The 11,658-nt window shown below is 73.4% G+C and carries 12 protein-coding genes; 6 read left to right on the plus strand and 6 right to left on the minus strand.

The window, feature by feature from the left end; genetic code table 11:
* Nucleotides 1-4: 4 nt before the first annotated feature.
* Complete coding sequence (gene snpA / locus IH09_RS14020; protein WP_052856518.1) at nt 5-649, plus strand: snapalysin; 645 nt, start codon at nt 5-7, stop codon at nt 647-649.
* A gap of 172 nt (nt 650-821) precedes the next feature.
* On the opposite strand, the gene IH09_RS14025 is transcribed toward snpA, so the two are convergent.
* The 4 genes from IH09_RS14025 to IH09_RS14040 form a co-directional block, all read right to left on the minus strand.
* Nucleotides 822-1,364, minus strand: coding sequence for a hypothetical protein (locus IH09_RS14025; RefSeq protein ID WP_052856519.1), 543 nt, complete (start codon nt 1,362-1,364; stop codon nt 822-824).
* 283 nt (nt 1,365-1,647) lie between these two features.
* Nucleotides 1,648-2,022, minus strand: a complete 375-nt coding sequence (gene crcB / locus IH09_RS14030; protein ID WP_052856521.1) for a fluoride efflux transporter CrcB — start codon at nt 2,020-2,022, stop codon at nt 1,648-1,650.
* Nucleotides 2,019-2,486, minus strand: a complete 468-nt coding sequence (locus IH09_RS14035; protein ID WP_094793139.1) for a DUF190 domain-containing protein — start codon at nt 2,484-2,486, stop codon at nt 2,019-2,021. The genes crcB and IH09_RS14035 overlap by 4 nt, the downstream gene beginning before the upstream one ends.
* An 11-nt stretch (nt 2,487-2,497) precedes the next feature.
* Complete coding sequence (locus IH09_RS14040) at nt 2,498-2,935, minus strand: fluoride efflux transporter FluC (protein ID WP_052856523.1); 438 nt, start codon at nt 2,933-2,935, stop codon at nt 2,498-2,500.
* A 274-nt stretch (nt 2,936-3,209) separates the two neighbouring features.
* Here IH09_RS14040 and IH09_RS14045 point away from each other — a divergent pair, with 274 nt between their 5' ends.
* Together IH09_RS14045 and IH09_RS14050 are read left to right on the plus strand one after the other, a co-directional pair.
* The gene (locus IH09_RS14045) at nt 3,210-4,004 is read left to right on the plus strand and encodes a FadR/GntR family transcriptional regulator (protein ID WP_110952273.1); all 795 of its coding nucleotides are present in this window, start codon (nt 3,210-3,212) and stop codon (nt 4,002-4,004) included.
* Nucleotides 3,997-5,280 carry a CynX/NimT family MFS transporter gene (locus IH09_RS14050; RefSeq protein ID WP_110952274.1) on the plus strand — a complete coding sequence of 428 codons (1,284 nt, stop codon included), beginning with the start codon at nt 3,997-3,999 and terminating at the stop codon, nt 5,278-5,280. The genes IH09_RS14045 and IH09_RS14050 overlap by 8 nt, the downstream gene beginning before the upstream one ends.
* 54 nt (nt 5,281-5,334) lie before the next feature.
* Here the strand turns inward: IH09_RS14050 and IH09_RS14055 are convergent, their stop codons facing one another.
* Both IH09_RS14055 and IH09_RS14060 read right to left on the minus strand, forming a co-directional pair.
* Nucleotides 5,335-6,420 (minus strand): magnesium and cobalt transport protein CorA, encoded by a 1,086-nt coding sequence (locus IH09_RS14055; protein ID WP_052856525.1) that lies wholly within the window; start codon nt 6,418-6,420, stop codon nt 5,335-5,337.
* Between the two features lie 130 nt (nt 6,421-6,550).
* Entirely contained in the window at nt 6,551-8,098 is a 1,548-nt protein-coding gene (locus IH09_RS14060; protein WP_052856527.1) for an MFS transporter, read from the minus strand.
* 238 nt (nt 8,099-8,336) lie between these two features.
* Between IH09_RS14060 and IH09_RS14065 the strand changes: the two genes are divergently transcribed.
* The 3 genes from IH09_RS14065 to IH09_RS14075 all read left to right on the plus strand — a co-directional run.
* Nucleotides 8,337-9,479 (plus strand): helix-turn-helix transcriptional regulator, encoded by a 1,143-nt coding sequence (locus tag IH09_RS14065; RefSeq protein ID WP_110952275.1) that lies wholly within the window; start codon nt 8,337-8,339, stop codon nt 9,477-9,479.
* A gap of 107 nt (nt 9,480-9,586) precedes the next feature.
* Nucleotides 9,587-9,811, plus strand: coding sequence for a hypothetical protein (locus IH09_RS14070; protein ID WP_190233281.1), 225 nt, complete (start codon nt 9,587-9,589; stop codon nt 9,809-9,811).
* A partial coding sequence (locus IH09_RS14075) for a heavy metal translocating P-type ATPase (RefSeq protein WP_052856531.1) occupies nt 9,808-11,658 on the plus strand: 1,851 nt, incomplete at its 3' end. The genes IH09_RS14070 and IH09_RS14075, both read left to right, overlap by 4 nt.

An 11,658-nucleotide genomic window follows, 5' to 3' on the forward strand; every position in this document is an offset into this window, starting at 1 on the left:
CCACATGAGATCTCCCAAGACGGCGCTGTCGGCAGCGCTCGGCCTGGGCCTCGCCGCCGCACTCACCGCTGCAGCACCGGTGTCGGCAGCCTCCCCCACCTCCCCCTCCCACAGCACGCGCGCCTCCATCGCCGCGTACACCGGTTCGGCCGCGGAGAAGGCCGACACGAAGGCGTTCTTCCAGGCCGTGATGAAGTCGGCCAAGGCGAAGATGAAGGCGCACCCGGGCCTGAAGACGGTCACCGTCACCTATGACGCCAGCGGCGCCCCCACGTTCGCCGGCGAGATAGCGCAGACCGCGCAGATATGGAACAGCGCGGTACAGAACGTGAAGCTCCAGGCGGGCAGCGGCGGCGACTTCCAGTACCGCGAGGGCAATGACCCGCGCGGCTCGTACGCCAGCACCGACGGTCACGGCTCGGGCTACGTCTTCCTGGACTACCAGCAGAACCAGGAGTACAACTCCACCCGCGTAGCCGCGCACGAGACCGGTCACGTCCTGGGTCTGCCGGACCACTACTCGGGTCCGTGCAGCGAGCTGATGTCCGGCGGCGGCCCCGGTACGTCCTGCCAGAACACCCAGCCGAACGCGACCGAGCGCGCGCGGGTCAACCAGCTCTGGGCGAACGGCCTGGCCGGCCTGCGCTAGGCGCGCGGCCCGGCAGCACCGCATCCTTCGTATGCGCACACACGGTGGGGCTCTTCCCGGGCCCCACCGTGTTCGCATGTCCGGGGCCGCCGCCCGGCCCGGACGTACCCGGGGCACCCGCGCGCCCGGGGGAGCGGCACCGGCCGGAGCGCGGCGCCGCCCGGCCGCCGGGTCACGGCAACGACCGGCTCCACGCCTCCCGGTCGGACCGCTCACCGGCCGGCTGCGGCCAGCCGGCGGGCTGCCAGCCCCATGAACGGAACGCGGCCCCGGCCGGTGCGTTGTCCGGTGCGACCAGGGCGACCGCCATCGCGGCCGTACTGCGGATCAGCAGCGTCTGCTGGAGCCGGGTGGCCACCCGGGTACGCCGGTAGGCGGGCAGCACCATCAGCTCCGCGATGATGAACAGCCGCCCGGCGGCGCCCAGTTCGCGCAGTTCCTGCGGCACCTCGCCGCGGAAGTCGCGGCACCACTCGCCGTCGCGGTCCGCGGCGTAGCCGTAGCAGCAGCCGGCCAGCGCCGGATCGCCGCCGATGACCATCTCGAAGCCGGGGCGCTGGATGTCGTGCTCGGCGAACCGGCGCAGGAACTCCTCCCGCCCCTCGCCGTCATCGGCGGACGGTCCGCGCCGCGCCGCGACGTACAGGTCGGCCACGGACTCCCGTTGGGTCTCCGCCTGCCACCTGGTCAGACGCCGTAGGAACACCTCTGCCATGGGCTCTCCCGATTCTCCCGATTACGCGAATTCCAGCGGTTCTGCCGGTCCCGCCGACCCCACCCGTCCCGCCGAACTCGCGGCGGGACTGCGCCGGAACCCGTGTCGGAGATACCCGCAAGTTTACGGGGTGATCGTTCGTCAGGCCCCGGTCGGAATCAAGTCGGCGATCAGGGACGAAACGAGCCGGTGGCGGAGACGGGGGCAAGTCGGGTATCAGGGCAGGATCGGGGGCGGTCCGGGGCGGTGTGGTCCACGGCCGGCCGGTGTCCGCCCGGCCGGATCAGCCCCACAGCGCCTGGGCCATGGCCGCGCCGGCGAACGCGGCGCCCAGTCCGGCGACAACACCGGCCAGGACATTGGCGACGGCGTAGAACCGGGCGCCGTCCTCGGCCAGCCGGAGCGTCTCGTAGGAGAAGGTCGAATAGGTCGTCAGCGCACCGCACAGCCCGGTCCCCACGAGGAGTTGGACGTGTGCGGAGGCGGCGCCCGCGACGACCGCGCCGGTCAGCACGCCGAGGATCAGACTGCCGACGACATTGACGGTGAACGTCCCCCAGGGGAAGACCGTGTCGTGCCGGGACTGCACGAAGCGGTCGGTGAGGAATCGCAGCGGCGCCCCCACCATCGCGCCCACCACCACCAGCACCCAGTTCACCCGCGCCCGCCCTTCTCCGCTCCCCTGTCCGTACCGTCCATGCCCGTATCCGTATCCATGCCCGTATCCGTGCCCGGGTCCGGGTGCGCGCCGCCGGCCGGGGCCGGGCCCCGGTAGGTGATGACCTCACAGGCTTCGAGGGTCACCAGGCCGCCGGTCACGAGGAGTTCGTCCACCTGCGGGAGGAAGGCGCGCACCCGTTCCTCCGTATCGACGATGACGACCGCGACCGGCAGATCCTCGCTCAGCGACAGCAGCCGCTGGGTGTGGATCAGGGATGCGGCGCCGAAGCCCTCGATACCGCGGAAGACGCTGGCCCCGGCGAGCCCCGCCGCGCGGGCGCGGTGCACGATCTCCACGTACAGCGGCCGGTGGTGCCACACATCGCGCTCCCCGACCAGGACGGTGAGCCGCAGCGCCGGGCCGTCGAGGCGGGCGGCGCCGCGCGCCCCGTCGCGCCGCATCGCGTCACGCGTCATGCCGATCGCCGCCTTCGTTCGAGGAGTGCGCGGGTGGCCGCCATCGCGGCCCAGACGGCGGTCAGCGCGGCGAGCACCGTGGCGCCGAGACAGGCCATGCCCAGGGCCGCCCGCCGGGCGGCCACCAGCCGCTGGATGTCCACCACGTACGTCGAGAAGGTGGTGAAACCGCCCAGGATGCCGGTGCCGAGGAACGGGCGGACCAGCCGGTGGGGCGACCACACCTCGGTGATCAGCACCATCAGGACGCCCATCAGCGCGCAGCCGACGGCGTTGACGCCCAGGGTCGTCCAGGGGAAGGTGCCGCCGGGTGTGGGCCAGATCAGCGAGGCGCCGTAGCGGGCCGAGGCGCCGAGGGCGCCGCCCACCGCGACCGCGCCGATCACCGGCCACTGCCCGCGCCAGGGCGGCTGCCCGCCCGATTCCTTGCTCATACGTCTCCCACTCGCCGCCGCGTCGCGTTCCGGTGCAAGCAGGGACCGTTGGCGGCGGATGCGCCGCGGTTCGGGTACGGCGGGCCCCACCGCCGCGCGGCGGTCACGGGGACCGCCGACGCCCTCAGGTTAACCCCGCTCATTTGACAGCGCTAAACATGGGATGTTCCCATCACCGGTGGAATATCCATGGTGAGGAATACCTGTGCGGATGGCATGCCCATGCGCCGGGGGACGTCATGGACGTGGCCGACGAGAAGGAGGACGGCGCCCGATGCCGCTGCGCAGCACCGCCCGTACGAGCTTGGTGGACCTGGTCATCGAGCAACTGGAACGGCTGATCGCCGAGGGCGAGTGGGAGGTCGGGACGAAGATCCCCGCGGAACCGGTGCTGGTGGAGCAGCTCGACGTCGGCCGCAACACCGTCCGGGAGGCGGTCCGCGCGCTGGTGCACACCGGGATGCTGGAGCCGCGGCAGGGCGACGGGACCTACGTCCGCGCCCGCAGCGACTTCGGCGCGGCCGTGCAGCGGCGGCTGCGGCGGGCCGAGAACCTGGAGGCGTACGAGGTACGCGCCAGCCTGGAGCGGGACGCCGCGCGCTACGCCGCCGAACGCCGCACCGACGCGGACCTCGCCGCGCTGCGCGGGGCGCTGGCCGAGCGCGGCCGGGCCTGGGACAGCGGCGATGTGGCCGCCTTCATCGACGCGGACATGCACTTCCACCGCACGGTCGCCGCCGCGGCGCACAACAGCGTGCTGGCCGAGCTGTACGAGCATCTCGGCGACGCGCTGCACGCGACGCTGCAGGCGGTGGTGCGTACGCCGCTGCCCGACGCGGTACGCCATCAGCTCCACGCGCACACCGCCATCGTCGACGCCATCGAGGCGCGGGACGCCGACGCCGCCGAGCGGGCGGCGCTCGCACACCTCACCGAGGCCATGGACGCATTGCGCGAACCGGGCCCCGACGACGGCGCCGGAGCCGGGCGCACCCCGGCGGCGGCCACGACGGACACCATCACGGACATCCCGGCGGACAGCTCGGGCGGAGAGGGCGACCATGCCTGACGAAGGACCGATACCGACCGGTGGCCCCACCGCCACCGTCTCCCCCGCCGCCCCGGCACCGGCCGGACCCGCGCCCACCGCCGCCCCGTCCGGCATCACCGGACGGCAGGCGCTCTACCTCGGCGTCGGCGTCATCCTGCTGGCGCTGAACCTGCGGCCCGCCCTGGTCGCCGTCTCCCCGCTGGCCGGCACCATCCGCGCCGACAGCGGGATGTCGGCCGCCGCCACCAGCCTGCTCACGGCGCTGCCGCTGCTCTGCTTCGGCCTGCTGGCGCCCCTCGCGCCCCGGCTGGGGCGGCGGCTGGGCATGGAGCGGTCGCTGCTCGCCACGATGGCGCTGATCTGCGTGGGCACCGCGCTGCGGCTGCTGGACTCGGTGGTGGCGCTGTTCGCCGGGACGATCGTGATCGGCGCCGGTATCGCCGTCGCCAATGTGCTGCTGCCCGGCCTGATCAAGCGGGACTTCCCGGCCCGCGCCGGGCTGATGACCGGTCTGTACTCCATGTCGCTGTTCGGCGGCGCCGCGCTCGCGGCCGGTATCACCGTGCCCGTCCAGCAGGCGACCGGGATGAGCTGGCAGGCGACGCTCGCCTGCTGGGGCGCGCTGGCGGTGGTCGCGCTGGTCTGCTGGCTGCCGCAGACCCGTGCCCGTACCCGGGTATCGGCGGACGCGGCCCGGCAGGCGGCGCACCCCGTACGCGGGCTGTGGCGCTCCCCGCTGGCCTGGCAGGTCACCGGCTTCATGGGCCTCCAGTCGCTGAGCTACTACGCGGCCGCCGCCTGGCTGCCGACGATGCTCAAGGACGCCGGGATGAGCGCGGGCGACGCCGGCTGGATGCTCTCCTTCTCGTCCCTGCTGGGTATCGCGGGCTCCTTCCTGGCCCCCGTCGTCGTCGGCCGGCGGCTGCGCGCCGGGACGCTGGTCACCCTCGGCGCGGTGCTGTGCGCGGCGGGCTTCGCGGGGATGCTGGTGGCGCCGGTCGGCGGCGCCTATGTGTGGATGACGCTGCTCGGCCTCGGCCAGGGCGCGGCGATCAGCCTGGCGCTGCTGTTCATCGTCCAGCGCGCGCCGGACACCCGGCACACCGCCCAGCTCTCCAGCATGGCCCAGTGCTTCGGCTACATCCTCGCGGCCACCGGCCCGGCCGTCCTGGGCGCCGTCCACGACGCCTCCGGCAGCTGGACGGTCCCGCTCGTCGTCCTGCTGGTGCTGCTGGTGCCGCAGATCGCGGTGGGCTGGGGCGCAGCGCGGCCCCGGCACGTGTCCGGACGGTAGGCGGGGCGGCCCGGCGGGCGGTGCGGCCGGACGCCCGGCACACCCCTGCCGGTCCTACAGCCAGCCGTTCCGTTTGAAGCCGCGGTGGATCAGCCCGCACACGGCGAGGGTCACGGCCACCACCAGCGGATAGCCGAACGTCCAGTCCTTCTCCGGCATGTAGGTGAAGTTCATGCCGTAGATGCCGCAGACCATGGTCGGTACGGCCAGGATCGCGACCCAGGAACTGATCCGGCGCATGCCCTCGTTCTGGGCGACGGTGACCTGGGCGAGATGCGCCTGGAGTATCGAGTTCAGCAGTTCGTCGAAGGCCGTGATCTGTTCGGTGACCCGGTCGAGGTGGTCGGCGACGTCCCTGAAGTACGTCGTCAGCCGCGGGTCGACATGGTCCATCGGCTCACCGGCCAGCGCCTGCACCGGCCGGACCAGCGGAGCCGCCGCCCGCTTGAGGGCGAGGAGTTCGCGCTTGAGCTGGTAGATCCGGCCGGCCCCGCGGCTGCCCCGGACGGAGAAGACCTCGCTCTCGACGTCGTCGATGTCGTCCTGGACGGCGGCCGTCACGTCCAGGTAGTCGTCCACGACCAGGTCCGCGACGGCGTGCAGCACGGCGGACGGGCCGAGCGCCAGCTGCTCGGGCACGCTCTCCAGTTGCTCGCGGAGCGGGCCCAGCGAGCCGTGCCCGCCGTGCCGCACGGTGATCACGAAGTCGGTGCCCGTGAAGAGCATGATCTCGCCGGTCTCCACCACTTCGCTGATATCCGTCAGCCGGTCGTGCCCGACATGGCGGACGGTCTTGAAGACGGTGAACAGCGAGTCGTCGTAATGCTCCAGCTTGGGCCGCTGGTGGGCGTGGACCGCGTCCTCCACGGCGAGCGGGTGCAGCCCGAACAGCTCGACGATGCCGGCGAATTCCCGCTCGGACGGCTCGTGCAGCCCGATCCACACGAAACCGTTCCCGCCCTCCCGGACCTGGCGGATCGCCACGTCGGCCGGGTGGTCGCCGGGCTGCCGTACCCCGTCGGCGTACACCGCGCAGTTGACGACGGCGGTGCCGAGCGGTGAGCGCGCGGGGTGGCTGAGGTCGACCCCGCGGGTGCGCGGCTGCGGCAGCCGGACGGCTCTGCGGAGGTTGCTGATCATCGACACCGGGCCAGTATCGCGCGCGGGGGCGGGGCAGGGGTATGCGCCGGACCCGGCTTTCAGGGCGGGCGGGACGGGTCCGGGCGGGACGTGCCCAGTGGCACGCCCCGCCCGGACCACGGGCCGGCCCTCAGACCAGCGCCGGCTGCTCCCGCCCGGTCTCCGTCCCGGCCTCGGTCCCGGTCTCCGCCGCGGCCCGGCCGTCCGCCGCCGGCGCCGCCGCGCCCCGCGTCCGTGCCCGCCGCGGCAGCAGGAACAGCAGCCCGAAGACGAGGACCAGACCGCCCGCCACCCACCACAGGGCGTTCGTGGTGGCGGCGACGAACGGGGCACCCGGGGCGGCCCCGGCGCCGTCCGGATCGCCGACGGCTCCGAAGAAGGCCACCGACGACAGACCGAGCCCCAGCGCCATGCCCAGCTGGCCGGTGGTGTTGAAGATCCCGGAGGCCGAACCGGAGTGCTCGGCCGGCACCTCGGAGAGCACCGAATCGGTGATCGGGGCGACGATCAGGCCCATCCCGACGCCCATCAGGACCATCGCGGGCACCATCTGCCAGGACACCAGCGCGGTGCCGTAGTGCCCGGCCACGCCGATGTAGAGCAGTGCGCCCGAGAGCATGATCAGCGCACCGGCTTGCAGCACCCGCCGGCCGAAGCGCGGCACCAGCTTCTGTACGGACAGCCCGGCGGCGGCCGAGCAGGCGACCGAGAACGGCACCCCGGTCAGCCCCGCGTGCAGCGGACTCCAGCCCAGCCCGAGCTGCATATGGAGCGTCCAGATCAGGAAGAACAGGCCGTTGACGGCGCCGAAGGTCAGCTGGACACCGCTGCCCGCGGCGAACGTCCGTACCCGGAAGAGGGAGAGCTCCACCAGCGGCGAGCCGTCCTTGCGGGCCTTGGCGCGCTCGTAGCGGACGAACACCGCGAGGACGAGCGGGCTCGCGGCCATCGAGACGAAGCCCCACACCGGCCAGCCCGCCTCGCGCCCCTGGGTGAGCGGGTAGAGCACCATCAGCAGGCCGACGGTGGCCAGCGCCGTGCCGACGAGGTCGAGGCGGAGTGCCCCGGCCGCCCGGGACTCGGTGATGAAGCGGCGGCCGAGCAGGATGCCGGCGAGGCCGACCGGCAGGTTGATCAGGAATATCGGCCGCCAGGCGAGGCCGAAGAGGTCCCCCTCGGTGAGCAGGGCGCCGATGAGCGGACCGCAGACCGCGCCGAGGCCGATGACCGCGCCGAACATCCCGAAGACCTTGCCGCGTTCATGGGCCGGAAAGCTGACGTGGATGATCGCCAGCACCTGCGGGACCATCAGCGCCGCCATCGCGCCCTGCACGACCCGCGCGCCGATCAGCATTCCCGGGCTCGCGGCGAACCCGCACAGCGCGGAGGCGAGCGTGAAACCGCCCATGCCGAGCAGGAAGAGCTTCTTGCGGCCGAAGATGTCGCCGAGCCGGCCGCCGGTGATCAGGCCGATGGCGAAGGCGAGGGCGTAGGCCGCGGTGACCCATTGCAGCGCGGTGAAGGACGCGCCGGTGTCGCGCCGGATGCTCGGGATGGCGATGTTGACGATGGTCGCGTCGACCAGATCCATGAAGCTGGCGGTCAGGACGATGGCGAGCGCGATCCAGCGTCTGCGGTCGGCCGCCTCGGGTGGTGCGGACGGGGCGGTGGTGGTCAAGGCGTTCTCCTGAGTAGCGGAAAGGCTGAGCGAAAGGGCTGCGCGGACGGCCGAACGGACCGGCCGGAGGACCGGCTGCGGGCGGCGCCGAGGAGCGAGCCGCGGGTGAGCCGTGGCGGGCCGATGTCCGGCGCCACTGCCGCGACGACGTCTCGACACTAGGTCCCCTGTAGGACGGCTTCGGTCCTATATCGAGGGGCATCATCGGTGCCATGAGTGAGACACATGGGTGGGACACATGAGTGAGACATCGGCACGCCTGCTGAATCTGCTGTCCCTGCTCCAGACCCCGCGCGAATGGCCGGGCCGCGAGCTGGCCGAGCGGCTGCGGGTCACCCCCCGGACGATCCGCCGCGACATCGGGCGGCTGCGCGAACTGGGCTATCCGGTCCACGCGACGATGGGCGCGGACGGCGGCTACCGGCTGGCCGCGGGGACCGCCATGCCGCCGCTGCTGCTGGACGACGAGGAGGCGGTGGCCATCGCGGTCGGCCTGCGGTCGGCCGCCGGGCACGCCATCGAGGGCATCGAGGAGGCATCCGTACGGGCGCTCGCCAAACTCGAACAGGTACTCCCCGCCCGTCTGCGCCGGCGGGTCGGCACGCTCGGCACGGCCACCGTCCCGATGCCGGCCGGCGACGACCCGACCGTCGACCCGGAGCATCTGACGGTGCTCGCCGCGGCGGTCACCAACCACGAGCGGGTGCGGTTCCGCTACCGGGCGGGCGCCGGCGCCCGCAGCGAGCGCCTGGTGGAACCGCACCGGCTGGTCGCGGCGGGGCGCCGCTGGTATCTCGTGGCATACGACAACGACCGCGAGGACTGGCGGATCTTCCGGGTGGACCGGCTGACCGAGCCGTTCCCCACCGGCGTCCGGACCCCGCCGCGCACGCTGCCCGCCGCCGACGCCGCCGCTTACGTCCGGGAGCGGATGCGCGGGTTGCACCCCTCCTACCGGGCGGTGGCGACGGTGTACGCACCGGCCGCGGCGGTCTCCGCCCGGCTGGGCGGCCCGGCGGCGGGCACGGTCGAGCCGGTCGACGCCGGGTCCTGCCGGGTGGTCAGCCAGCCCGACTCGCTGGAGCGGCTGGCCATCCGGCTGGCCCTGCTGGGCTGCGAGTTCACGGTCCACGAACCGCCGGAACTGGCCGCGTACCTGCGCGCGCTGGGCGGCCGGGCCACGCGCGCGGCGGAGCCGGACGCGGGGGACGCGAGGGATGCGGGGGATACACGGGATACGGAGGCGACGGGGGTCGCGGGGCCGGGCGTGCCAACGGGCGCCACCGCGGACACCGCCCCGGAGACGGTCCCGAAGGCGGTCCCGCGGGCGGCTCCGCAGACGGCCCCCGGCGCGGCGGACGAGGAAGCCGGTGCCGTGTGACGGACGCATGGCGGGAATACCCCAGGGGGGTATATGGTTCTCCGTGATGGATGACGGTGCCGCCGTCGTCCGACGGCATACGGGAATCCCGCGATGAGGAGTACGCCATGACGGCCCTGACCACCCCGGTGAAGCTCGGCGGCTACGCACTGATCCTGCTCGTCGTCCTCGCCGGCGGCTTCGGCCTCGGCCGCGCGGTCGGCGGCGACGGCCGGGCCGGTCCGGCACCGCACTCCCGGCCCGCAGAGCACTCGCAGCACTCTCAGCACTCGCAACCCGTACTGCCCGTGCAGCCCGTCCGGCACTCCCAGCCCACCGAGGAGCAGTCATGACCACCGCGACCGACGCGCACCGCGTCGAGCTGGAGATCGGCGGGATGACCTGCGCCTCGTGCGCGGCCCGCATCGAGAAGAAGCTCAACCGCATGGAGGGCGTCACCGCCACCGTCAACTACGCCACCGAGAAGGCCGAGGTGGCGGTCGCGGAGGGCAGCGGGATCGAGGCCGCGGACCTCATCGCCACCGTCGAGAAGACCGGATACAGCGCCGCGGTCCCGGCGCCGCCGGCCGCCCGCGACGACGAGGGCACGGCCGGCGCGGACCGGGACGCCGACGCGCTCGCCCCGCTGCGCCAGCGCCTGCTCACCGCCCTGGTCCTCTCCGTACCGGTGATCCTGATGGCGATGGTCCCGGCCCTGCAGTTCACCAACTGGCAGTGGCTGTCGTTGACCCTGGCCGCCCCGGTGGTGGTGTACGGCGCCTGGCCGTTCCACAAGGCCGCCTGGACGAACCTGCGGCACGGCGCCGCCACGATGGACACGCTGATCTCGATGGGCACCCTGGCGGCGTTCGGCTGGTCGCTGTGGGCGCTGTTCTTCGGCACCGCGGGCATGCCCGGTATGACGCACCCCTTCGAGCTGACCATCGCGCGCACCGACGGCAGCGGCTCCATCTATCTGGAGGCGGCGGCCGGAGTCACCACCTTCATCCTGGCCGGCCGCTACTTCGAGGCGCGCTCCAAGCGGAAGGCGGGCGCGGCGCTGCGGGCGCTGCTCGAACTGGGCGCCAGGGACGTCGCCGTACTGCGCGACGGCCGCGAAGTCCGCATCCCCACCGCGGAGCTGAACGTCGGCGACCGGTTCGTCGTACGCCCCGGCGAGAAGATCGCCACCGACGGACGGGTCGTGGAGGGGTCCTCCGCGGTGGACGCGTCGATGCTCACCGGCGAGTCCGTCCCGGTCGAGGTCGCCCCCGGCGACACCGTCACCGGCGCCACCGTCAACGCGGGCGGCCGGCTGGTCGTCGAGGCCACCCGGGTCGGCGCGGACACCCAGCTCTCCCGGATGGCGCGGCTCGTCGAGGACGCGCAGAACGGCAAGGCCGCGGCGCAGCGGCTCGCGGACCGGATCTCCGCGGTCTTCGTACCGGTCGTCATCGCGCTCGCCGTCGGCACCCTCGGCTACTGGCTCGGCACCGGCGAGGGCGCGGTGGCCGCCTTCACCGCCGCGGTCGCGGTCCTGATCATCGCCTGCCCCTGCGCCCTGGGCCTCGCGACGCCGACCGCGCTGATGGTCGGTACGGGCCGCGGCGCCCAGCTCGGCATCCTGCTCAAGGGGCCGGAGGTGCTGGAGCCGACCCGGCGGGTGGACACCATCGTCCTGGACAAGACCGGCACGGTGACCACCGGTGTGATGACGCTGACCGGCGTCCACCTCGCCGACGGGGTGACCCGGAGGGAGGCGCTGCGGCTGGCCGGGGCCCTGGAGCACTCCTCCGAGCACCCGATCGCCCGTGCCATCGCCTCGGCGGCGGAGGCCGCCGAACCGTCCGGCGCGCTGCCGGTGCCCGAGGACTTCGCGAACGTACCGGGCCTCGGCGTCCAGGGCATCGTCGACGGTCACGCGGTGCTGGTCGGCCGCGAGCGGCTGCTGAACGACTGGAGCCAGCAGCTGACGCCCGAGCTGGCCGCCGCCAAGTCCGCGGCGGAGGCGGCGGGCCGGACCGCCGTCGCCGTCGGCTGGGACGGCGCGGCGCGCGCGGTACTGGTCGTCTCCGACGCGGTGAAGCCCACCAGCGCCGAGGCCGTCCGACGGCTCCGCGCCCTCGGACTCACCCCCGTCCTGCTCACCGGCGACAACGAAGCCGTGGCCCGCGCCGTCGCCACCGAAGTCGGCATCGAC

The organism is Streptomyces celluloflavus, assembly GCA_000720995.1.
GTDB classification, from domain to species: Bacteria; Actinomycetota; Actinomycetes; order Streptomycetales; family Streptomycetaceae; genus Streptomyces; species Streptomyces celluloflavus.

What these genes read in the sequence shown, in the direction of transcription:
- snpA (WP_052856518.1), top strand. Translation starts at nt 5, where the DNA reads ATGAGATCTCCCAAGACGGCGCTGTCGGCAGCGCTCGGCCTGGGCCTC.
- IH09_RS14025 (WP_052856519.1), bottom strand. Translation starts at nt 1,364, where the DNA reads ATGGCAGAGGTGTTCCTACGGCGTCTGACCAGGTGGCAGGCGGAGACC.
- IH09_RS14035 (WP_094793139.1), bottom strand. Translation starts at nt 2,486, where the DNA reads ATGCGGCGCGACGGGGCGCGCGGCGCCGCCCGCCTCGACGGCCCGGCG.
- IH09_RS14040 (WP_052856523.1), bottom strand. Translation starts at nt 2,935, where the DNA reads ATGAGCAAGGAATCGGGCGGGCAGCCGCCCTGGCGCGGGCAGTGGCCG.
- IH09_RS14045 (WP_110952273.1), top strand. Translation starts at nt 3,210, where the DNA reads ATGCCGCTGCGCAGCACCGCCCGTACGAGCTTGGTGGACCTGGTCATC.
- IH09_RS14050 (WP_110952274.1), top strand. Translation starts at nt 3,997, where the DNA reads ATGCCTGACGAAGGACCGATACCGACCGGTGGCCCCACCGCCACCGTC.
- IH09_RS14055 (WP_052856525.1), bottom strand. Translation starts at nt 6,420, where the DNA reads ATGATCAGCAACCTCCGCAGAGCCGTCCGGCTGCCGCAGCCGCGCACC.
- IH09_RS14065 (WP_110952275.1), top strand. Translation starts at nt 8,337, where the DNA reads ATGAGTGAGACATCGGCACGCCTGCTGAATCTGCTGTCCCTGCTCCAG.
- IH09_RS14070 (WP_190233281.1), top strand. Translation starts at nt 9,587, where the DNA reads ATGACGGCCCTGACCACCCCGGTGAAGCTCGGCGGCTACGCACTGATC.